We start from the raw sequence: 21,879 nt of genomic DNA, 5'->3' as shown, positions 1-21,879 counted from the left end.
GCTTATTGCGTGAGTAAAAAGCAGGGCGTTCTACTGTGTAACTTGGGAACGCCTGATGCGCCAACCTCGCAAGCGGTTCGTAAATACCTATTTCAATTTCTACACGATAAGCGCGTAGTTTCGATTCCACGAATGATCTGGTGCCCAATTTTACATGGCATCATTCTAAGAACACGTCCGCCAAAAGTCGCAAAACTATACCAGTCGATTTGGACCGATAAAGGTTCGCCTTTGATGGTTTATAGTCAAGCTCAGCGAATGGAGCTGCAAAACAAGCTCGATAATTCTGTAGAAATTTACGACTCTCAAAGTTACGTGCCGATTGAGTTAGCCATGTGTTATGGCAATCCTTCGATCCCTAAAGCATTAGAATCTTTAGAATCACAAGGTTGTGAACGCATTATTGTATTGCCTCTATATCCGCAATATTCGTCTGCTACCAATGCGGCAATTTTCGATCAAATCAGCAAGTTCTACAAAAAGCGTTTTTTCGTTCCTGAGTTAACTTATGTTAATGGCTATCATAAACATTCTTTATATATCAAAGGTTTGGCTGATTCTGTTAAAGCTTATTGGAAAGATAATGGGCAGGCGCAAAAGTTGCTTTTCTCCTATCATGGGGTGCCAAAACGCTTTAGCAAGAAAGGCGATCCCTACGAGCAGCAGTGTCATGAAACCACTCAGCTAGTGGTCAAAGAACTGGGCTTAAATAAAGAACAATATCAAACTGCTTTCCAGTCACGTTTCGGGCGCGAAGAGTGGATCAAGCCTTATACCGACGCGACTTTAGAAGATTGGGGCAAAAACGGCGTTTCCAGTGTTCAAGTGATTAGTCCCGCTTTTGCTTCTGATTGTCTTGAAACGCTTGAAGAGCTGGCGGTAGAGAATCGAGATATATTTATCACGGCCGGCGGTAAAGAGTATGGCTATATTCCAGCCCTAAATGATTCTCCTATTCATATCGAATTACTATTTGATCTATTACAAAATCAACTCAATTAGTGTCTAAGAAAAGTATAAAAGCGCTGTTTGCCTTCGATGGTTTGCTAGCAAAAGCGTTTGACGGCTATGTCGAGCGTGAAGCGCAAATAGAGATGGCCCAAGCTATTGAAGCTGCTATCGACAGTGAAACCAGTATTTGCATAGAAGCAGGGACCGGAACCGGTAAAACTTTCGCTTATCTAGTACCAGCGATTAAAGCAGCAGATGATAGCGATAAAAAAATCATCATTTCTACAGGCACCAAAAACTTACAAGATCAGCTCTATTTTCGAGATTTACCGAGCATTTTCGATGCTTTAGGCATCCATAAAGAGCGTGCGTTATTAAAAGGGCGTAACAACTACCTTTGTCGCTATCGATTGGAACAAAATCTCGACTCTGGACGCTTTAAAAGCCGCTCTATGGCGGATACTTTAGTCAAAGTGAAGCAGTGGACTAATAAAACCGTTTCGGGTGATTTAACTCAATGTCCTGATCTGAATGATAATGATCCCTTATGGAGTTATGTGACCTCTACCAATGAAAATTGTTTAGGGGCTGATTGTCCGGATTATGCCGATTGCTATTTGGTTAAGGCACGACAAAAGGCGATGGAAGCGGATTTAGTGGTGGTTAATCATCACTTATTGCTGGCCGACATGGTGTTGAAAGAGGATGGCTTTGGTGAGCTATTACCAGAAGCAGATATCGTAATTGCCGATGAGGCGCACCAAGTTGCCGCAATTGCTCATGCTTTTTATGGTCATCGGTTAACTAGCCGCCAAGTCAATGAACTTTGTCGTGATGCGGAATTAGAAGCTATGACTACGGCTAAAGATGATAGGCAGCTTTCCGTCGCTGTGAGAAGAGTTGAAGGTGCGGTAAACGAAATTCGTTTAAAATTGGGTGACTCTGGTAAGAAAATCAATTGGTTACAACTTGATATTAAAGTTAGAAATGATCTTTTGCTAGAGCTTTTAAGGGAGATGAAAGCTTTAAGTAAACGCTTAGATCTAAACGCCACTCGAAGTAAAGGTCTGGATGCATGCCACCGTCGCTCGGTGGAAATTTTGCAAAGCTTGGTCTTGTTCGAAGATAAAGATTTGGCGAAGGACTCAGTACGATGGGTCGAAACTTATCGCACAGGCTTTGCGATAGTAGAAACTCCACTAGATGTTTCTGAAGCTTTTGCTCAGTCACGTCTCGATCATGGTGCACAAACTTGGGTTTTTACTTCTGCAACATTAAGCCAAGCCCGAAAATTTGATCACTTTAAATCGCAACTGGGGTTAGACTCTGCCAATGAATTGATGCTAGAGAGCCCTTTTGACTACCAAAATCAATCTCTGCTCTATGTTCCCAGAGATCTACCGGATCCTAGAAATCCTAAATATATTGAATCTTGGTTCAATAAAATTTTTCCTTTAGTAGAGACAAATAAAGGCGGTAGTTTTTTGCTGTTTACTAGCTACTATGCGCTCAATAAAGTTCGAGAGTTGATTGAATCCAAAATCGAATCGAGTAAATTAATGGTACAGGGTGAAAGGCCAAAGAATGAATTAATTGAAGCTTTTCGCGAGCAAGGCGATGCTGTTTTGTTAGCGACTTCAAGTTTCTGGGAAGGTGTGGATGTTAAAGGTATGGCGCTTAGTTTAGTGGTAATAGATAAATTACCTTTTGCTGCGCCAGACGAGCCATTGATTGAGGCTAAAGTGCAATCAATGCGTAAGCAGGGCAAAAATCCTTTTTATGATTTACAAATTCCTGAGGCAATTACCGCTTTAAAACAAGGTGCTGGACGCTTAATTCGAGATCAAAAAGATCAAGGCGTTTTGGTATTATGTGATCCAAGATTGGTCGCAAACAACTATGGTAAAGAGTTTTTAACCAGTTTGCCTGAGTTGCCTAGAACTAGAAGCCAAAAACTTGTGATAGAATTTTTGGAAAATTTAAATCAGTAAACCTATGCAAAAGATACTAATAATAGACACTTCCACTGAAGCTTGTTCCGTTGCCTTAGAAGTAGAAGGGCGTTTATATGAAGACTATCAAGTGGCACCGCGTCAACATGGTGAGTTGGTGTTGCCAATGGTGGATTCAGTGTTACAGCAAGCTAACCTGAAGTTAGCAGAACTTGATTGTATTGGTTATGGTCAAGGGCCAGGTGCTTTCACGGGCTTACGAATTTGCGTTTCAATCGTTCAAGGCTTGGCCTTTGGTGCAGGGATTCCTGTTGTCGGTTGTTCAAGCTTACAAGCTATGGCGCAATTAGCTTATGATAGTCATCGACAAAAGGATGTATTACCAGCAATCGATGCCCGTATGGGCGAAGTTTATTGGGCGCAATATCAAGCACAAGATGGCTTAATGGTTTTACTGGGAGATGAGACGGTTATTCAGCCCGAAGATGTCACTATTAACACGATTATTAAGTCATCTTATTACGCAACGGGATCAGGCTGGGAAACTTATCAATCCGAGTTAAAGGGCGCTTTAGCTCACGAAATTAAGCTAGAAGCTGCAACCAGCTTTCCTAAAGCTTCTGCTATGTTGCCTTGGGTTAAAGCTCAATTGGCTCTTGGTAATGCGCAACCTGCTGAATTAGCTCAGCCGGTGTACTTGCGCAATAATGTCGCTAAGAAAAAAGCAGAGCAGGGTAAGCCTTAAACATAAGGTAGAGTATGCTTGCATACTAGCTGTATCTTTGACCCCTATTCAGTTTTAATTCAGCCATCTATGATATAACTGTGTTATTCATATGGAAATCAAATGACTATCGCTTATCGGAACAAGCATTAAAGGTGAGGTAAACACTTTGTTTTATAAATTAAATCAATGCTTTAGAAAGCCATTTGTTAAACTCTCAAGCGTCATATTAGGCGTGGGTGTGTTATCAGCTTGTTCTTTAGCCCCTGAAACGGTTAATTTCGAACAACCTAATACTAGTTTTGTGAGGGTTGCTCAGTCTCCCGAATCGTTCGTAGGTAGTGAGGTCCGCTGGGGTGGAATTGTTGCTCGAGTTGAAAACCTTGAACAAGATACTTTAGTTGAGATTGTTAATTTACCCTTGGATGCGAGGGCTCGTCCTGTAGGAGATGCCAATACCAGCGGTCGTTTCATAGCTAGAGTGCAAGGTTTTCTTGATCCACTCATTTATAAAGAAGGTAAAGAAATCACGGTGGTTGGTGTTTTGAACCAATCTATGCCGGGTCAAATTGGCCAACATCAAGTAAATTTTCCAGTGGTAGACTCCAGTGGCCACCATCTTTGGAAAGAACGCGAATCTAGAGTGTATGTTTCTAGCTTTAGTAGCTGGGATCCCTACTGGTTTGGACATGTAGGTTATCGCTGGCGTTCACCATATTATGGTTACCCTCGTTATAACTATTGTCCGATACACGGTGCTTTCCACCATCATTCAGTTAGGCATAGCTATCGCTCTCGTAATGACCATTCACACTTAAATGCAGCGCCTGGCCCCACCAATCGCATTCAACCGCTTTCTGATCAAGAGCCGAATCGTGAGGAAGTAGAAAGGGTAACGCTTCGTCAGCGAGAGAGACAAAATGTTGAGCCTAACAAACCTGCTCAAATTAGGCGTCCTGTAGCTCCAAAGAATCCGACTAGAGTTCAACCAAGGATTCATAAAGTTAAGATCCCGAAACCAACTCCGCCTAGAAACCCTAGGCCAATGCAAAAAGTTAAATAAGCAAAAATTGAATAATAAAAAGCCCCTCATTTGGGGCTTTTTTATTTGTCTTGTCTGGGATCATCCAATCCATAGAATTTAATATTACGCTTAATTCGAGGGCGATCGTTAGCTTGGCGCCAGCGATTAGTGTCGCGCAACGAATAAACACAACCACAATATTCTTGTTGATAAAACTGCTCACGCTTGGAGATTTCAATCATACGTTGAGCACCGCCTTGTTTGCGCCAGTTAAAAGTCCAATAATCCACTTCGTCATAAGGCGCAGCGGCTCTTAAGCCACAACCATTAATTTGATCCATATCTTTCCAGCGTGAAATCCCTAGCGTGCTAGAAATAAGATTAAAGCCATTTTCTTCAGCAAAGAGGGCGGTTCGCTCGAATCGCATATCGAAACAAGTGGTGCAACGCGCACCTCGCTCAGGTTCATTTTCTTGACCTTTAACGCGCTCGAACCAGTTATCTTTGTCGTAATCAGCATCAATAAATTCAATACCTAACTTATCGCAGAACCGCTTATTTTCATCTTTGCGAATCTCGTACTCTTCAATCGGGTGAATATTAGGATTATAAAAGAATACGGTTTGCTCAATACCAGAATGATGAACGGCTTCCATAACTTCAGCTGCACAGGGAGCACAGCATGAATGCATGAGAACCTTCTCTTCACCATTAGGTGTTTCGAGAGTAGGGCGCTGATAATGATCTATTGAGTATGGATTCATCGCTCGTAATACTTCTGGTTAAAAACACAGCGATCTTATAGCTTAATGAAGCATTTCGCAATTTTCAAAATAAAAATAGTTCTCTATCCCAAAGGCGGTAATTAAATGTTATACTTTTCAAGTATTTAGCGTAACCATCATTGTTGTGAAAACCTATAAATTTTTATTCTACATATCTCAAAATTACTCTTTTGAAATCTTACGCCCCTTACAGCGTGAAATTATCAATGCTGGTCATGTGGTCTACTGGTTTGCAGTAGGGGAGACGGTCGATCAAAAACTGTTTAAAGAATCGGAACAAATATTGGAGACAATCGAGGACGCAGTAGCTTTGGATGCAGACGCAGTATTTGTTCCCGGTAATAAAGTTCCAAATTTTATTCCTGGTCTAAAGATACAAATTTTCCATGGTTTGGAGTGGAAGAAAAAAGGACATTTTAAAATTAGAGGTTGGTTCGATTTATACTGTACTCATGGTTCAGCTACCACCAGGGTATTTAAACAGCTGGCCGAAAAGCATCGGTATTTTTCAGTAAAAGAAACCGGTTGGCCTAAACTCGATCCCTTGTTCACGACTGAGCCTTTAGATTATAAAAATGACTCCAACAAAACTAAGATATTATTTGCGCCAACCTTTTCGCCGTCTCTTACTGCTGCTTACGAATTATTTTCAGAAATAAAAATGCTAAGCCAGAGCGAGGAATATGAAATTTTAGTTAAATTTCATCCTAAAATGGCTCAAGATGCTATCGAAAAATATCTTTCCTTAGAATCTAATACTCTAAAAGTGTGTCAGGAAGAAGGCGTTAATGAGTTGTTGCAATGGGCGGATATTATGATATCTGATACATCATCGATTGTTGGGGAGTTTTCTTTGTTAAATAAGCCTACGATAACATTGAATAATAGTCAGCCGGGGGATTATTTAATTGATATTAAGGATCCTAATGAATTGCAGCCTGCATTAAAGTTAGCACTAGAACCCTCCGATGAGCTCAGGCAGTCCATTGCTAAATATGCCAAAGATTTACACCCGTATAGTGACGGTTTTTCTGCCAATCGAATATTAAATGCTACGCTTGAGCTTTTAAAAAGTGATAGCAAAATAACAAAAAAGAAACCTTTAAATTTACTGCGTAGTTATAAAATGCGTAAACTTTTAGGCTATTGGAAATTTTAAAAAACGAGCATTAATCTCGTAGAGATTTTGTTTTTCGGATAAAGCGACCCAGTAATAATATAGCCGCCATGGTTAAGCCGGCGATAATGCCAATCCAATAACCTTGAGCCTTCATGCCTTCAAATTCTGCTAAATAATAGCCCAAAGGAAAGCCAACTAACCAGTATGAAATCGCCATATAAACCATAGGTATCGCGGTGTCTTTCATGCCTCTTAATGCGCCTGCGGCATTAACTTGCAAACCATCAGAGAATTGGAAAATTGCAGCTAAGAAAATTAGTCCTGCTGCTATCTCAATAATCGCTAAATCATTAGTATAGAAGCCTACTATTTGGTATCTAAGCAGCAGCATGATAGTGACGGTAACTATCTGAAACAAAAGGCTTAGCCCAATGCCGCAATAGCCAGCTAAACGCATTTGACCAAAGCGTTCTTGCCCCAACCAGTAGCCAACACGAGCCGTTACGGCAACCGATAAACCGAGCGGCACCATAAAGGCAACACCAGCGATATTCATGGCAATTTGATGGGCGCCAGCTAGTTGTTCGCCGTAGCGAGCAATAAAGATCCCTACGCCACCAAACATAGCAATTTCCATGACCATACCTAGGGCTATTGGGATGCCAATATGAAAATATTCTTTAGTCAGCTTTATCGTTGGCCAACTGAAGTTTTTTAGGATGTCATATTTTTTAAATGGCTTGTGAGCTAAGGTAAAAACCGCTAATGAAACGAACAAAATGGTCCATACAATGCTGGTGGCATAACCAGCGCCAACAGCCCCCATAGCTTCAACACCCAAGCCGCCAAAAATAAACCAATAATTTAAAACAATATTGAAAGGGATTGCTAAAAAGGAGCAGACCATTATTGCTTTGGTTGAAAATAAACCTTCGTTGCCTGAACGTAGGGCTAAAAATAAATAGGCAGAAATGGTGCCCCAGCTTAATGCGCTTAAATAATCGCTGGTGGTCGAGACTATGGCTTCAGGGATTCCCACTATATCCAGTAGGTAGCGTGAAAGATTTAAGGCAATAAAACTAATGATGCCAAAAATAACCGCCATGACAAAACCTAATTGAAAAACTTTACCAATTTGTTTTTCCTGTTGCTGGCCGTTGAGCTGAGCAACCATTGGATTAATGGCAATCATCATTCCCATAAACAAAGAAAAAATAACGACAAACAAACTAAAACCAGTGCCTACGGCGGCCAGAGCATTGGGTGAATAGTTACCTGCCATGATAGTGTCGCTAACCCCCAATGCCATTTGTGCTAGTTGTGCGAGAATTGCTGGGATAGCAATTTTAATCAGCGCATGGGTTTCGCGTTTTACTTGATGGGTTTGGTATCTGCTCATTGATGATTATTCTACAAATTCGAGGGCGGTAGTTAAGATAAGTTCATATAAAAAATTGCGTATAACATCACGATTAATATTAAAATTTTCAAGTCTAATTGTCTCGTAATTATTTAAAGCAATAACTAACTCTAAAACATCGGCGCTTGTGGAAATATAATGACCATTGGCAAAAACCATTAAATCATTTTCTTCCTTAAAATAGGCAAGTCGGCTTATTGAATTAAGCTTAAAAGATGCTACAAAAGCTAGCTCTGACAGCTCTTGTGCTTCACACAAGCTGACTTCTGCTAACAGCTCAGGATATTTGAGTTGAGTGACTTCTTTTCCTACTGCAATATTTAACTTGTTATCGATAGTAAGTTTATGAATCTCATTACCGACCCAATCTGAAATTTGAGCATTAACTTCTCCACCAGAGTTGCTAGCTGATAGGATGTCTTTATCGCTCCATAAACTACTTAATTGCTCATTAGATTCTTCGAGTAGTTGTTGTGTTAAGGCTTCTAAATTAGGAGCTCTAAAACCTACGGAATAACAAATAGAGTCGCCGATAGATTCGCCCCAATGCGGCGTATTTGGCGGTATGTAAAGCAAATCCCCAGCTTTTACGGTAATATCCAAATCTGTAGCAAACGCTTTTATTTGCGAGATTTCCGGGTGAGGTGAGTGTTTAGTGATAGCTTGGTTTTTCTCTCCTACACGCCAGCGCCTTGTGCCAGAACCTTGAATTAGAAATACATCGTATTGATCTAGGTGCGGACCAACACTACCTTGATCTGACGCAAAGGAAACCATTACATCATCTAAGCGCCAACGAGGCATAAAATCACAAGCCTGGATCAGCTGATGTAAAGGCTCATGAAAATAATCCAGTGACTGAACTAATAATGTCCAGTTTTCTTCCGGCAGTGCCGCAAAAACACTCTCATCTAAAGGGCCGTGAGTTAAGTCCCATTGATTTTCAAACTGAGTTATTAATCTGGATTCGATTTCATCCTCTAAAGCAAAGCCAGCTAATTCTTCTGGAGTGATTAAATTTTCGATAAATTCATTAGCAAAAGCCCCTCGAATTAAGAGGGGCTTTTTTTGCCAATAATCTTCGAAAAAGACATCGGCGCTAATTGCAGAATTAAAAATATTAATCGTATGGCCTATATAGCTTTGGCTTGTGAAACCGCATTGCCAATATAAGACGCTGGTGTTAATAGTTTTAAACGTGATTTTTCAGAGTCAGGTAATTCCAAACTATCAATAAAGATAGCCATATCTGCTTGCGTTACGCGCTTGCCACGCGTTAATTCTTTTAGTTTTTCATAAGGGTTTTCGATACCGTAACGGCGCATAACCGTTTGAATCGGCTCGGCTAGCAATTCCCAGTTTGAATTTAATTCGTCAAGTAAAGACTGCTCATTCACTTCTAATTTTGAAATGCCTTTGAGCGTTGCTTGATACGCAATAGTACTATGACCAAAAGCTACGCCTAATGTGCGCTGAACTGTTGAGTCTGTTAAATCACGTTGCCATCTTGAAATAGGAAGTTTCATTGCAAAGTGATCTAATAGAGCATTAGCTATTCCTAAATTACCTTCTGAATTTTCAAAATCTATAGGATTAACTTTGTGTGGCATGGTTGAAGAACCAATTTCACCGGCGATCGTTTTTTGCTTAAAATGTCCTAAAGCAATATAACCCCAAACATCACGATCAAAATCGATTAGGATCGTATTGAAGCGTGCGATGGCATTAAACAGTTCTGCCATATAATCGTGTGGCTCAATTTGGGTCGTATAAGGATTCCAAGTTAAACCCAAAGAAGTGACGAATTGCTCAGCGAACGATTGCCAGTCAAACTCTGGATAAGCGGATAAATGCGCGTTGTAATTACCAACAGCACCATTAATTTTACCTAACATTTCTTGCGCGTTAATTTGCTGAAGTTGACGCTCTAAACGATAAACAACGTTGGCCATTTCCTTTCCCATAGTTGAAGGAGAGGCTGGCTGCCCATGAGTTCTAGCCATCATAGGAATTTCAGAATATTCAGCGGCTAAATTACGAATAGCATCGGAAACTTGAGTTTGCATTTCTGCTAATGCTTCGGTGCCTTCGCTTAACATTAAAGCGTAAGACAAATTGTTGATGTCTTCAGAAGTACAAGCAAAATGGATAAACTCATTAACGGCTTGTAATTGCGCATTAGCGGCAACTTTTTCTTTTAAGAAATACTCGACCGCTTTAACGTCATGGTTAGTAGTACGCTCAATTTCTTTAATGCGCATACCGTCATCTTCAGAAAAGTTTGCAACAATAGAGTCCAAAAGTGCATTAGCTTCTGCATCAAATGCTGGGACTTCGCTAATAGCTTCTGCCGCAGACAAAGCCTGTAACCAGCGAACTTCAACGGTAACGCGATATTTAAGTAAGCCAAATTCACTGAAAATGGAGCGGAAATCCGCTGCTTTAGAGCCATAACGGCCATCGACTGGACCAATTGCGGTTAATGCAGACAATTGCATGGTAAAAAATCCCAAAAGTTGAGGAAAACAATAAAGGCGAGATTTTACCTTATTATCAACGGCTGATCACGTTTAAATGGTTATCAGAGACTATCGCTTTTACTTTTCTGCGCAAAGTAGAATGCTTATATTTGCTTGGCTCAATTTGTATATAAAATCGCCAGTTTTCTTTTGAAATGAACAAAATAATATGCTCTAATCCCGCCTTTATCGTTATACCCCAAAGCATATTCTCTTTATTAAGGACATAGAATGAATTTCTTGCGAACTCTCTCAACCTTGTTATTTACTTTTGTTTTATTGTCTACAAGCTTAGGCCTGCTTTCTTTTCCAGGCGGTTTTGGTAGCGGTACTAATGTGGCAACGCCAGCTAGCCCAGGAACAGCAACGGTTCCAGCAACGTCTTCAACCGGTAGTTATAGCCTTAGCTGGTCTCAAGTAGATGGAGAAACCCATTATCGCTGGCGTGAATATAATAAGGGCAGTTGGAGTGGTTGGACGTCGACCGCGCAGAATGTTGTCAGTGCTTCTATGTCGGGTAGAGACTCAGGGACCTATCGTTACGAAGTGCAAGCTTGTAATTTCAATGCAACAGTTCGCTGTAGTGCCGCTCGTGTTAGTAATGATATTACTGTAAGTCGTGTAACCTCTCCTGGCAGTACTGGCACGGTTTCCATTAGTGATGGCAGCTCTAGCAGTGATGGCTCTTATACCGTTTCTTGGGGGGTAGCTACGAATAGCCCAACTCGTTACGAATATCAAGAATCAATAAATAACACTTGGGGCGGCTGGGTATCAACAGGACTTAACCGCTCTACAGAGATCGTGGGTAATGGTGATGGTTTATACTCTTATCGTGTGAGAGCTTGTAACACGGCAGGTTGTGGATCTATTACTACCTCTTCAAGTGTCACGGTTACATTACCTACAGGTGTCGGCGGCATAGGCTGGAAGAATACTGGAGGCTCAATACCAGATGCTCCCGGGTTTAGCGATACTTCGCCACTCTATGGAGATACTAATGTTGGTGCAGTTGAAGGTTCGGGCGGAGTGTCGGGCGGGGCCGCAAATTATTCGATACCAATTGTAGCTCCTCCGGGCAGAGCAGGGATGCAGCCATCCGTGTCCCTAAGTTATTCTTCTCGTTCCGGCAACGGTATTGCAGGAGTCGGTTGGTCTTTATCCGCGGGCTCCTCGATTCATCGTTGTTCAGCTACTCATGCCCAAGACGTATACACTAAAGCCGTTACCTATTCGCTTGACGATAAACTCTGTTTGGATGGGCAGCGATTAATTAGAGTAGGCGGAAGTGCTTATGGCCAAAGCGGCGCCGTTTATTATACGGAATTAGATAGTTTTGCCCGAATTACTCAAAACAATGGTGATATTAATTCTTCTCATCCCTGGTTTAAAGTTGAACATAAAGATGGTCGTGTTTCCATTTATGGAGGTTGGGCGACTAATTTAGTCAAAGCCGGCGGTAGAAATGAAGTATCGTCCTGGAATATTGGAAAAGTGAGTGACCCAAGCGGTAACAATATTTGGTACGACTATTATAATTTTCAGAATGGCGAGGTATTGCTGAAATCTATTAGCTATACCGGACATGGAAGCTCCATCGGCGATCGTCATATTCGCATGGAGTATGCAAACCGACCAGATGTTTCGACTTCTTATATGGCCGGAGGAAAAACTCGTCGCACCCAGCGTCTGTCAAAAATAAAAACGCAATATCAGTCGACGACTATCAGAGAATACACTCTAAGTTACGGTGACGTGAGTTTATCGACGCAGCGCTCGGTATTAAGGGAAGTAGAAGAGTGCGCCTATGAACAAAACGGAGCTAAACGATGCTTATTGCCAACTAAGTTTGAATGGCTGGAAGCTGAAACTCAGTATGCTTTAGAGAAAGTTCCTTTTGCTGATCACAGTAAACGCTGGCTAGATAAAGTATTACCTCATGGCGACTTCAATGGCGACGGAGTAAAAGACTGGCCTAACAAGTACACAGATGCAGAAGGCAATGTCACCGGAACAAATGATAACTATTTTTCCAATTGCTATCGTCCGCAGAATGGTTTTGCCATCGCTTGCGTGGATGGTGATTTTAACCAAGACGGTAAAACGGATAAATTTAAAAAAGTAAATGATCAGTTACACATTAAATACCAAGACAGTTCCACATGGATCAATACTGGTATCGCCTGGAGTCAACATACATTCCAAGGTGTAAATTCGAATGGTCAAACTCAGCAGGATGTCAAAGCCGATTACCCTATGGGCTATTCGGACTTTAATGGCGATGGGCTAGTTGATATCGCTTTTTTCCATACAAACGGCGGTTCGCCAGAATTAAGAGTATATTGGAATAGTGGCAATCACTCGCAGCCTTTTTCTAGCGGTAACAGCCATTTGATTCACAGCTATTCGATCCGTAATGGTTTGAACTCTTTTTGCGGTGGTGGGCTTCTATCCTCGATATATTGTAATGTGAACCAGTCATTCATGACCGACGTACAAATTTATGGCGATATCGATGGCAATGGTACCGCTGATTTTGTTGTTTTTAGTGTCCAAGGCGGCGGTATACCAAGAGTGCCAAAACCAATGAAAGTGATTTTAAGTCACTCTGGAGCTAACGGTTACACAACCTCAGAAATCTCGCCATTTAGCGCTCCAGCCTATACCGTTTACCCAAACGAGTTAATTGAAGCCGATTTTTTTGCGGATATTAATGGCGACGGTTTAACGGACTGGTTGTCTACCGGCTCGGTTGCAAACGGCAGTGCGACTCACTCTATTTACGTAAAGTTCAACAAAGGTGGCGGCCAGTTTGATGCTACCTGGCAAGATTTAGACTTTGCTATTCCGACTCGTGGTGGCGCAGTCCCGATGAATGATGGCGTAGAACCCTACTTTTATCCAGTGAATTCTAAAACCGTGTTCATGGATTATGACGGTGACGGGAAAAACGAATTACTTATCGCCGACACGGTCGTTGCTTCAGGCTGCGCTTTGATTAACGGCTTTACAGAAAGCGGTGCTCCTACTTCAGACTGGTTCTGTGACGATGCAATGTACCGTAATTATGTTCAATCAGTCGTTGGCGGTGCTAGAGCGCCTGCAAATCCAAGCGAAATCAATGCTGATGTTGTCGATGACTCAGTTCGAAAGTTTGATGCTATTTATTTTAACGAAAGTGCTAATGGCGATTACTCTATAGAAAAGCTTCCTACTCAATTAGTGGCTTCTGCAACCCAATATGCGCCGATTGATTCCTACGGTAATGGTCTGACAGACTTTGTGACCGTGTTTGGCTGTCGCTGGGCAGAAGGTACTGATTGTAAATGGAATACAGGCACCAGTGGCCACGCTGCAACGGTTCAAAACTCAAGCTACACAGAAGGTGTTTGGGTTATGCGTAACAAGGGTGCGGCAAAAACTGGTGAACTGTATCAGCCAATCGATATGATGCTGTCGGCAGAAGATGCACTAGAACGTAAAATAGAGTGGATCTACAAACCTTTATCAACCGGAACCTACAAAGACAATCTAGGCAATAATTTTTACGAAGTGACTCATTCTTATCAAGAGAACGATAACCAATATTTTCATTTCGCCTCCAGCATGTATGCAGTTGCTTCGATGAAACAATCTGATGGTATTGGCGGACTTAATGAGTCTCGTTATCGCTATCGTGGCGCCATGTACAATACCCAAGGCCGTGGCTTCCAAGGATTTAAGCAAATTATTGTTGATGATTTATCGGATACTGATGTAAATAAACACCTTCGATCGGTATCGGATTTTCATCAAAAATTCCCACTGTCGGGTAAGCTTGAGCAAACTCGAACCTGTTTAATTAACAATGGTGGCGAGGACTGTCAAAGTAAGCCTATCACGAAAACCAGCCACACTTGGGATCTATGGTCAAATGGTCTATGGGGAACAACGGTTTACAATGCTCTGACTGGTTTTTCGAACAAAGTTTACGACGGTATCTCGACAGATAACCGCTATTGGGTAGCACCAGTGACTGAAGTTGAGCATACCTTTAAGACCTCATCATCACACGGTGGCGTGATGAGTGTTGATGTCAACAGTAATCACACCAATTGGATATCTGAAAAGTACCGATACTTCCAATTTGATGGTGCGAACACAGCCTGTCCGAAAATTACCAAAAGTTATTACCAAGAACCGAATGGAGTTAATCGAACTGAATCAAAAACAGAGTCTAGCTATAGCTCGGATATTAATAACTGGTGGTTATGCCGCATGGATAAACAGAAAGTGACTACTTATGCGGTTTCGAATTTAGGCACTGATTACTCCGGTACTCAATCAGGAACTGACTTTACTAAAGCAGTTGAAACGAGTTTTGTGTATGATTTGAATCATTGGAAGCCAAAAACTATATCGACTAAAGCAACAGAAGGTCAAGGTACAGCCAATGGTTTAGATTCAATCGTAAACACAAGCTACAACAGCTATGGTTTACCTACCTCTATAATAAGTGATGGTGAACACTATACGGGCGCGGATATGGCTGACCGTTCCGTAACGACCAGTTATACCTCTGACGGTTATTTCGTATCGAGTGTCACTAACTCAAAAGGACATGTAACGACGACGGAAGTTGATCCAATACATGGTCAAGCGACTAAAGTCACTGATCCAAACAATCAAGTTACCACCATGACCTACGATGCTTTTGGGCGAGTTCATTCCACCAAGCTTCCCGGTGAACCTACACAATACACTGCATATAACTGGTGTAGTGGCGTGAATGGCGGTACTGCTTGGTGTTTTAGTTTTCCAGGTAAGCAATATCGTGTCTATACCGTAAAGAAAGGCACGCCAAGAAACTTAAAGTATTTTGACAGTTTTAATCGTGAACACTACTCGATTACTCGTAATTTTGAAGATGACCATTGGTATTACACATTAAATAAGTTCGATAATAAAGGTCAGAAAACTCATGAAGCGATTAACGATAGCGCTAAAGGATGGCAATACACCAAATATATTGGTTACGATGCTCTGGGGCGCTTAACTGAGAAAGAAACGCCTCAAGCGAGTGGCAGTTTAACGGGCGCAAGTGATAGTTATTTAATCACAAACTATTCGTACGATGGCTTTGAGACCAACATCAATGCGGGCGGCTTGACAATGGCTCGTAAGTACAACGGCTTGGGTCAATTGGTCTGGACTAAGGATGCACATAATAACTATACGCGCTATGCCTATGATGGAGCGGGCAACCCCATTAGCTTACAAGATGCGAATGGCAACGCTATTTATGCTAAATACAATGCTTTAGGTCATAAGGAGTACGTTGATGACCCGAACATGGGTAAGAAGTACTTCTGGTACAACACCTTCGGTGAAGTGGAAAAAGAGAAAGATGCCAACTTAACCGAGCTGACTTATTCCTATGATGAACTAGGCCGAATGACCCAGCGTTGGACCAATGGTACTCGCTCAGGCTACTGGTATTGGGATAACAGCAATGCGCTGAATTATCGAGGTATGTTGCGTTGGGAATACAACGTTAACGTAAACAACGACCGTCTAATTAAGTATCATTACTATACCAAAACCGCGGGCGGTAAGTTGTATTCGAATCATACTAAGCACCGTATTTATACCGACTTAAACTATACCGATTATGACATTCTGCATTACTTAGATAACAACTTCGGCCGCCCTAAGGGCATGAGATACGTCACCACCGGTTTAGCGCTGGAGTATGAATACAACGAGCTCGGTTACATGACTAAGATCAAGAATGCTAACGGTGGCTACGTATACCAAGAGATAAAAGATTTAGATGCTCACGGTAAAATCACTAATCAGTTAAAGACCAATGGCCTTTTGACTGAGTCCGCGATTAATACTTCGAACCCGATGTATCATCCCGCTACTGGCCAAATGATGAGTATCCGAACGGCGACTACTTTCGGCGACGAACTGCGTCATGAGTTGACCTATACCTACGATGACTTTAGCAATCTTGAAATGCAAACGGTTCGCGCGAATGGCGTTACTAATGCAGAAGACTATGATTATGATGGGCTGCATCGTTTAGTGCAAAGTCAACGTACCATCAATAATGGTTCTACTCTTATCACCGATCCGATTCAATATAATTATGATGCGGTTGGAAATTTCACTAAGAAGGGCGATTACGTCACCAGTTACGCTTATGGGAATGTCGATAAAAATGCAGGCGGTAACGCGGGTCCTAATGCCGCTCGCTGGATAACTAAAAAATCTGGTGGCACAGCGGTATATCAGTATGATAACAACGGCAATATGGAATCTGGCGATGGGCGAACAATAACTTATAACGAGTTTAACAAACCGCTAACCATCCATAAGAATGGCATAACTTCGAGTTTCTCTTATGGCGCTGATCTGATGCGATATAAGCAGGTTAAAGAAGGCTTGCCAGGCGGAGTTACAGAAACCACTTACTATGTCGATAAATTGTTTGAAAAGGTTGAAACTAAAGTTAACTTAACCACCACCAAAACAGTTTATAAGCATTATATTGGCGACGTAGCAATCCAAAATAAAACCGTCACCGGTAGTAGCTCCGAGTGGGATATTCGTTTTACCCATCGCGATCGTCTAGGTTCTGTCATAACGCTGACCGACGACGGCGGTCAAGTTACCGAACATCGTAGTTATGATGCCTTCGGTAAGCCAAGAAAAGGCGACTTTGGTGATTTATCAACGCCAACGTTATTCGGATCCGTGGGCAGCGAGCCTTATACCGATCGAGGGTTCACCGATCATGAACATTTAGATGATGCAGAGCTCATTCATATGAATGGACGAGCGTACGATTACAATTTAGGTCGATTCCTGTCGGTTGACCCTTTCATACAAGAGCCTGGTAATAGTCAGTCTATGAATCCTTATTCGTATATTATGAATAATCCACTTAGTGGTACCGATCCAACTGGATATATGGCGGAAAGAGGTTTAGGCAAAACTACCATTGAATGTGGGAAGCAAAATAATTGCGGTGCAGTTATTTCGGCAATAAGCTCAGGTGGAAGCGTTGGTGCTGGAGCAGATAATGGCTCTGAAAGCAGCTCTAATGTGTCTGCACCTGGAACTTCTGAGGAATCAATAGACGAAATTAATAATGATACTCCAGAAGGAGCAGCAACACCTGCATCAGGTCAGGCGCCTGCAAATACTTCTGGAGGAACAGAAATGACTCTAGATGAATACAAAGAAGCTGTAAAAAATGGCTTGTGGAGTACAGCTCAAGTTTTACCAAGTATTAAAGGAAATAGAGCGGCAAAAGAAGCAGGAAAGCGTGGAAATGAGGGGGCCGCTTCGAGCACTGATGATGTTGTTACTACTACCGAATATATTGATTTTATGAAAAATATTTATAAAATTACAGTTAAAGCTGAAAACCCTAGTGATGATAAAGGTAAGCAATTAGTAGGTGAAAAACATATAGCTTTAAGGAAGAATGATGCTGGAGAAGTTGTTGTCTCTGGCATAGCTATAGGCTTACAAAATGGCGCGTATGTAAGAAGCTTTATAAATAATACTAAAGCAAGCGTATTAATGCATTTTCATTATAAAGGTATTGAAGTGGAACCTGGCCCGGCAGATCATACAGTTCCGAAGTTTATGGGTATTCCGAACTTGACCGTCACTTATTATAGAAAAGGAACCCAGTTTAAGTGTTGTAATCTATATGAAGTTGGGCGTGTAAATGGTCAGTATAGATATCGAGATGTCAAGCGCTCAAAGCCTGGCAGATGGTTAAAATCAAGTTATGATTGGAAATAATTAAATGATTAAAGTAGATATAAAATTAGTAACAATAATGTCTTTAGTTTTTTTCATTGTTGGTTGTAAAGATTCATATTATAAACTTAATAATGAAATTGATAACGTGCATTTTTCTGTTGATGAAAATCTTAAAAAAGAATATATGGTAGGAAAAGTTACGAATAGGTATTCGTTAGATTTAGGGCTTAATAATTGCTCTAATGAACCTTGTATAGATCCTAAACAGTGGTTTATTTATAGGATAGAAGGTTATTTTTTACCAAGTTCCGAAGAGTTAATAACCATAGAAGTTGCACATTTTGGCAGTGGCGGTATTATTTCTACCGTACCTTGGATAGCAACATTACAGGCTATAGAGGATAAAGATATGCAAGATAAACTGAATGTAGACTATCTTTTGGTTGGTGTTGATTTAGGCTTTAATATATTTTGTCCTGATAAAGAAAATAAAGAGTTATTTAAAGGGTGGGAGTTTAAGATAAGGCACTCAAGCGGCACTAAGTGTGTTGTAATTTAGTTTAAATTAGAGTTAGAGTTAGTTTTTACATTTAAGCCGTCATATTGACGGCTTTTCTTTCTCTATGATTCGGATATTTACCAGCAGGCTTCGGGGGGCTTTCTGGTTTGGGCTCGGATGCTTGGGCGTTTTGGCTCGGAAGTTGAGGCGGTGCCAGTAAATAATGGCACCGGTAAATTTCCGACACCATTCCAGTCGAACCTCCGAGGTGTTTACGCAAAAGTCTCCGAAGGTCGCTGTTAAAAACCCGAGTATTTGTAAGGGTTTCTATTTAAGTTAGGACTTTGACAAATTCGAGGTGGATTTGACTCATTGCGAAGAGGAATTAACGATGCTAGAAGAGAAATCGATCATTATCATCGAAACCCTCAAAGTTTGATGAACGATATGTTCCAAATTCCTAACATAAGGTAAAACTATGATAAGTTTTTTTAGAAATTTATATGCAGGTTTTTTTAGCTTTTCAGAAGCAAAGAATTGGGGAGTTAGTAAGCAGAATGTATCTGTTTATATTAGTGCCTTAAGAATTGCTTGCTACATAGGAATAATGATGGTTTTACATTTGTGTCAAGTATATTCTGTCGATTATTATTCCAAATGGATCCCAATTATTGCTATTGTTGTAATAGAAACTTTGTTATCAAATTTTATATCAGGTGCTAAGAAGCATGACATGATAATGGAAAAATTTAGCGCGTTAAGCCCTCAAGCAAAAAAAACATATCAGGTACTTGGACTTGCGTTAACTCCTATCGCTTTTAGTGCATTATTGATAATTATGACTGTTTTTAGAGATGTCTTTTTAAAAGCTAATTATTAGTTCATTTCAGACTATCCATAAGCCGGCACCAGCTGGCTTTTCTTTGCCTAAGATTCGTATGATTGACTTTAGGCTTCGGAGGGCTTTCTGGGCCAAAATAAGGAGAGTATATGTACTTTAAATATATTTGCATTTTTTCGGTTTTTTTATTCATTTCATGCTCTGATATGACTAATAAAAATGAGAGCCTATATACAACTTATTAATTGAGCAATTGAAATGATGTATAAATATTTATTATTGTGTTTGATTAGCTTTTGCGCTTCATGTCAAGTTAATACTGGGGCCCAGAAATGCGGAGACTTAGAATTAACGCTTAGTACAAATTATCAATCGTCTTTGCCAATTTTTATAGACCAGACCAATAGTTATTCTTGTGAACTTACAAGTGTTAATAAAGATAGCCCTGATATAACTGTTATGTATAGCCCCTTGAATCTACCCAATAACAAGAAAGCAACGAGCGATATGGATGATATACTTTCTGCATTTTATGTTAACGAAAGAAATAAGTATCATCGAAATATATACGTTAATAAAATTTCCGACACAGAGGTTTACTGCTTCAATGAAAATGGAATAAATGAAGGCCAAGTAAATTCTGAGTGCTATTTTATCAAAGGAAACAACAAATTTAATATAACCTTTTCAAATATAGACATTAAAAATTTTGATTTAGTAACTTTATTAAAAAAAGTAGAGTTAATTAATAATTGATGACGATGTTAGGTTTTACATATAAGCCACGGCTTGTCTTTGCCTAAGATTCGTATGATTGGCTTTAGGTTTCGGAGGGCTTCCTGGGTAAAATAAGGAGAGTATGTGTACTTTAAATATATTTGCATTTTTTTGGTTTTTTTATTCATTTCATGCTCTGATATGACTAATAAAAGTGAGAGTCTATATATAAAGTTTGAAACTTTAGAGCTAAATACTCAACTCAAAAAAATATTAGATAAAAATGATATTACTTATGTAGTGCAAGAGGATGGCGGCTTACGTTATCCATCAGAGCACTCAGAGTTTGTGAGAGACTTATCTTTAGAGTTATTATCAAATGACCTTCCTGTTGGAAGGTCAATGGGTTTAAAAGTACCTGGTCCTCATCAGTCTATCCTTGATTTTCTTGAAAGCAGTGACATAGATTTTATAACCAAAGAAAGGTTTGGAGAGGTTTGGATAGTTTGGAGAGAAAAAGACCAAAGTGTAATTGATGCCGCTCTAGATAATTACGATAAAAGCTTCAGAAAATGAATAAATAAGTAGGTCAGAGTTATTATTTACATTTGATTTAGCCAGCGTTTTGCTGGCTTTTCTTTGCTTATAAATGGTCAATTTATACCAGCAGGCTGGTCAGGGCACTCTGGTGTTTTTGGTATCGTTATTCTGGTTTGATGGTCAGTTTGATGTGTATAGCCCACAGGTAATTATAGGTGGAGAAGGCTAGAAGTTAGTGTTATTAATAAAAAAAAAGTTTAATGTTGAGGAGTGGTCTTACCTCAACGCACAATTTCAATTTGACTTTAAATAGAGAAAATATATGAGGAAAGTACTGGTATTATTAATTACTTTATTTTTTAGTTCATCCTGTGTCGCAGAGGAAACTAAAAATAGTAATAAAAAATTGGATGACTTTTTATTTCGCTTAGAAAGTAGAATGATTTGTCCACAATATCCTACGGCTTCACCAAACTCCTTTGAGGCTAAGATGTGTGGAAGATTTGTTACATACTATAAAAAACTTGATATTGTTCATTTTGATTATTTAGTTTTCAACTCTAGTTCGTTTCTAAACGATTTTGAGCAATTAGATGCTGAAGGTAAAGAAAACAGCATGCTAAATGTTCTTGATTATTTATCTACTTATACTGGCAATAGGAAAATGGAAGGTATAGAGCAATACTTTGGAATTATTCAAAGAACTTCTCATTCTAACATATCTGAGCTTAGCGGAGATGTGGATAAGAGTATAAAGAGTTTTGTTCAAGATAAAACATCTGTGATGGTGACTTATTTTGATAGGAAGAACAGAAAGTGGTACTCGGCATACGGTACTGCTGAAAGTTCAAGTTACTTAGTAAGTAATAAGCCTACGACAATCGTAGACTTTTTGAAGGTTGAAAAATAAATAAACCCTAATTAAAGCCAATAGGTACTGGCTTTTCTTTGCATGTAATTCGGAGAGTTAGCAGTAGTCTTCGGAGGGTTTTCTGGTTTGGGTTCGGAAGCTTTGGTGTTTTG

General features: G+C 40.2%; 16 protein-coding genes. 12 read left to right on the top strand and 4 right to left on the bottom strand.

Translation table 11 applies throughout. The annotated features are described in order from the left end of the window. Positions 1-9: 9 nt before the first annotated feature. From hemH to GJS41_RS02665, 4 genes are all read left to right on the top strand, one after another. Positions 10-1,002: a ferrochelatase gene (gene hemH / locus GJS41_RS02680; RefSeq protein WP_370515605.1), complete on the top strand. Its 993-nt coding sequence runs from the start codon at positions 10-12 to the stop codon at positions 1,000-1,002. Beyond that, positions 1,002-2,942: an ATP-dependent DNA helicase gene (locus GJS41_RS02675; RefSeq protein WP_370515604.1), complete on the top strand. Its 1,941-nt coding sequence runs from the start codon at positions 1,002-1,004 to the stop codon at positions 2,940-2,942. The genes hemH and GJS41_RS02675 overlap by 1 nt, the downstream gene beginning before the upstream one ends. A gap of 4 nt (positions 2,943-2,946) precedes the next feature. Beyond that, the gene (tsaB, locus tag GJS41_RS02670) at positions 2,947-3,648 is read left to right on the top strand and encodes a tRNA (adenosine(37)-N6)-threonylcarbamoyltransferase complex dimerization subunit type 1 TsaB (protein WP_154245786.1); all 702 of its coding nucleotides are present in this window, start codon (positions 2,947-2,949) and stop codon (positions 3,646-3,648) included. A 148-nt stretch (positions 3,649-3,796) separates the two neighbouring features. Beyond that, positions 3,797-4,690 carry a Slp family lipoprotein gene (locus tag GJS41_RS02665; protein WP_154245785.1) on the top strand — a complete coding sequence of 298 codons (894 nt, stop codon included), beginning with the start codon at positions 3,797-3,799 and terminating at the stop codon, positions 4,688-4,690. 41 nt (positions 4,691-4,731) lie between these two features. Here the strand turns inward: GJS41_RS02665 and GJS41_RS02660 are convergent, their stop codons facing one another. Then, the gene (locus GJS41_RS02660) at positions 4,732-5,415 is read right to left on the bottom strand and encodes an epoxyqueuosine reductase QueH (protein ID WP_154245784.1); all 684 of its coding nucleotides are present in this window, start codon (positions 5,413-5,415) and stop codon (positions 4,732-4,734) included. 145 nt (positions 5,416-5,560) lie between these two features. Between GJS41_RS02660 and GJS41_RS02655 the strand changes: the two genes are divergently transcribed. Beyond that, positions 5,561-6,595 carry a CDP-glycerol glycerophosphotransferase family protein gene (locus GJS41_RS02655; RefSeq protein WP_370515603.1) on the top strand — a complete coding sequence of 345 codons (1,035 nt, stop codon included), beginning with the start codon at positions 5,561-5,563 and terminating at the stop codon, positions 6,593-6,595. 10 nt (positions 6,596-6,605) lie between these two features. Here the strand turns inward: GJS41_RS02655 and GJS41_RS02650 are convergent, their stop codons facing one another. The 3 genes from GJS41_RS02650 to purB all read right to left on the bottom strand — a co-directional run bounded on the left by GJS41_RS02650 (position 6,606) and on the right by purB (position 10,474). After that, positions 6,606-7,955, bottom strand: a complete 1,350-nt coding sequence (locus GJS41_RS02650; protein ID WP_154245783.1) for an MATE family efflux transporter — start codon at positions 7,953-7,955, stop codon at positions 6,606-6,608. A 6-nt stretch (positions 7,956-7,961) separates the two neighbouring features. Then, complete coding sequence (locus GJS41_RS02645) at positions 7,962-8,798, bottom strand: cupin domain-containing protein (protein ID WP_370515670.1); 837 nt, start codon at positions 8,796-8,798, stop codon at positions 7,962-7,964. A gap of 311 nt (positions 8,799-9,109) precedes the next feature. Then, positions 9,110-10,474 (bottom strand): adenylosuccinate lyase, encoded by a 1,365-nt coding sequence (gene purB / locus GJS41_RS02640; protein WP_154245781.1) that lies wholly within the window; start codon positions 10,472-10,474, stop codon positions 9,110-9,112. A gap of 252 nt (positions 10,475-10,726) precedes the next feature. Here purB and GJS41_RS02635 point away from each other — a divergent pair, with 252 nt between their 5' ends. The 7 genes from GJS41_RS02635 (at position 10,727) to GJS41_RS02610 (ending at position 21,766) form a co-directional block, all read left to right on the top strand. Then, positions 10,727-18,298, top strand: coding sequence for a SpvB/TcaC N-terminal domain-containing protein (locus GJS41_RS02635; protein WP_154245780.1), 7,572 nt, complete (start codon positions 10,727-10,729; stop codon positions 18,296-18,298). Positions 18,299-18,302: 4 nt separating this feature from the next. Next, positions 18,303-18,818: a hypothetical protein gene (locus GJS41_RS02630; protein ID WP_154245779.1), complete on the top strand. Its 516-nt coding sequence runs from the start codon at positions 18,303-18,305 to the stop codon at positions 18,816-18,818. 117 nt (positions 18,819-18,935) lie between these two features. Continuing rightward, a complete protein-coding gene (locus GJS41_RS11540; RefSeq protein WP_255473395.1) occupies positions 18,936-19,061 on the top strand; it encodes a hypothetical protein in 126 nt (41 codons plus the stop codon). A 175-nt stretch (positions 19,062-19,236) separates the two neighbouring features. Then, positions 19,237-19,638, top strand: a complete 402-nt coding sequence (locus GJS41_RS02625) for a hypothetical protein (RefSeq protein WP_154245778.1) — start codon at positions 19,237-19,239, stop codon at positions 19,636-19,638. 219 nt (positions 19,639-19,857) lie between these two features. Continuing rightward, complete coding sequence (locus GJS41_RS02620; RefSeq protein ID WP_154245777.1) at positions 19,858-20,355, top strand: hypothetical protein; 498 nt, start codon at positions 19,858-19,860, stop codon at positions 20,353-20,355. Positions 20,356-20,460: 105 nt separating this feature from the next. After that, on the top strand, positions 20,461-20,892 hold the full coding sequence (locus GJS41_RS02615) for a hypothetical protein (protein WP_154245776.1): 432 nt from the start codon (positions 20,461-20,463) through the stop codon (positions 20,890-20,892). Between the two features lie 286 nt (positions 20,893-21,178). Continuing rightward, positions 21,179-21,766 (top strand): hypothetical protein, encoded by a 588-nt coding sequence (locus tag GJS41_RS02610; protein ID WP_154245775.1) that lies wholly within the window; start codon positions 21,179-21,181, stop codon positions 21,764-21,766. Positions 21,767-21,879: the final 113 nt, after the last annotated feature.

The sequence above is a fragment of the Kangiella sp. HZ709 genome, from assembly GCF_009674675.1.
GTDB lineage: Bacteria > Pseudomonadota > Gammaproteobacteria > Enterobacterales > Kangiellaceae > Kangiella.
The sequence above is the reverse complement of the archived record's forward strand: the minus strand, read 5'-3'. Positions and strand labels throughout refer to the sequence as shown.

Coding starts and splice junctions, on each gene's coding strand:
- tsaB (WP_154245786.1), top strand. CDS start 2,947: ATGCAAAAGATACTAATAATAGACACTTCCACTGAAGCTTGTTCCGTT.
- GJS41_RS02660 (WP_154245784.1), bottom strand. CDS start 5,415: ATGAATCCATACTCAATAGATCATTATCAGCGCCCTACTCTCGAAACA.
- GJS41_RS02650 (WP_154245783.1), bottom strand. CDS start 7,955: ATGAGCAGATACCAAACCCATCAAGTAAAACGCGAAACCCATGCGCTG.
- purB (WP_154245781.1), bottom strand. CDS start 10,474: ATGCAATTGTCTGCATTAACCGCAATTGGTCCAGTCGATGGCCGTTAT.
- GJS41_RS02635 (WP_154245780.1), top strand. CDS start 10,727: ATGAATTTCTTGCGAACTCTCTCAACCTTGTTATTTACTTTTGTTTTA.
- GJS41_RS02630 (WP_154245779.1), top strand. CDS start 18,303: ATGATTAAAGTAGATATAAAATTAGTAACAATAATGTCTTTAGTTTTT.
- GJS41_RS11540 (WP_255473395.1), top strand. CDS start 18,936: ATGCTTGGGCGTTTTGGCTCGGAAGTTGAGGCGGTGCCAGTAAATAAT.
- GJS41_RS02625 (WP_154245778.1), top strand. CDS start 19,237: ATGATAAGTTTTTTTAGAAATTTATATGCAGGTTTTTTTAGCTTTTCA.
- GJS41_RS02620 (WP_154245777.1), top strand. CDS start 19,858: ATGATGTATAAATATTTATTATTGTGTTTGATTAGCTTTTGCGCTTCA.
- GJS41_RS02610 (WP_154245775.1), top strand. CDS start 21,179: ATGAGGAAAGTACTGGTATTATTAATTACTTTATTTTTTAGTTCATCC.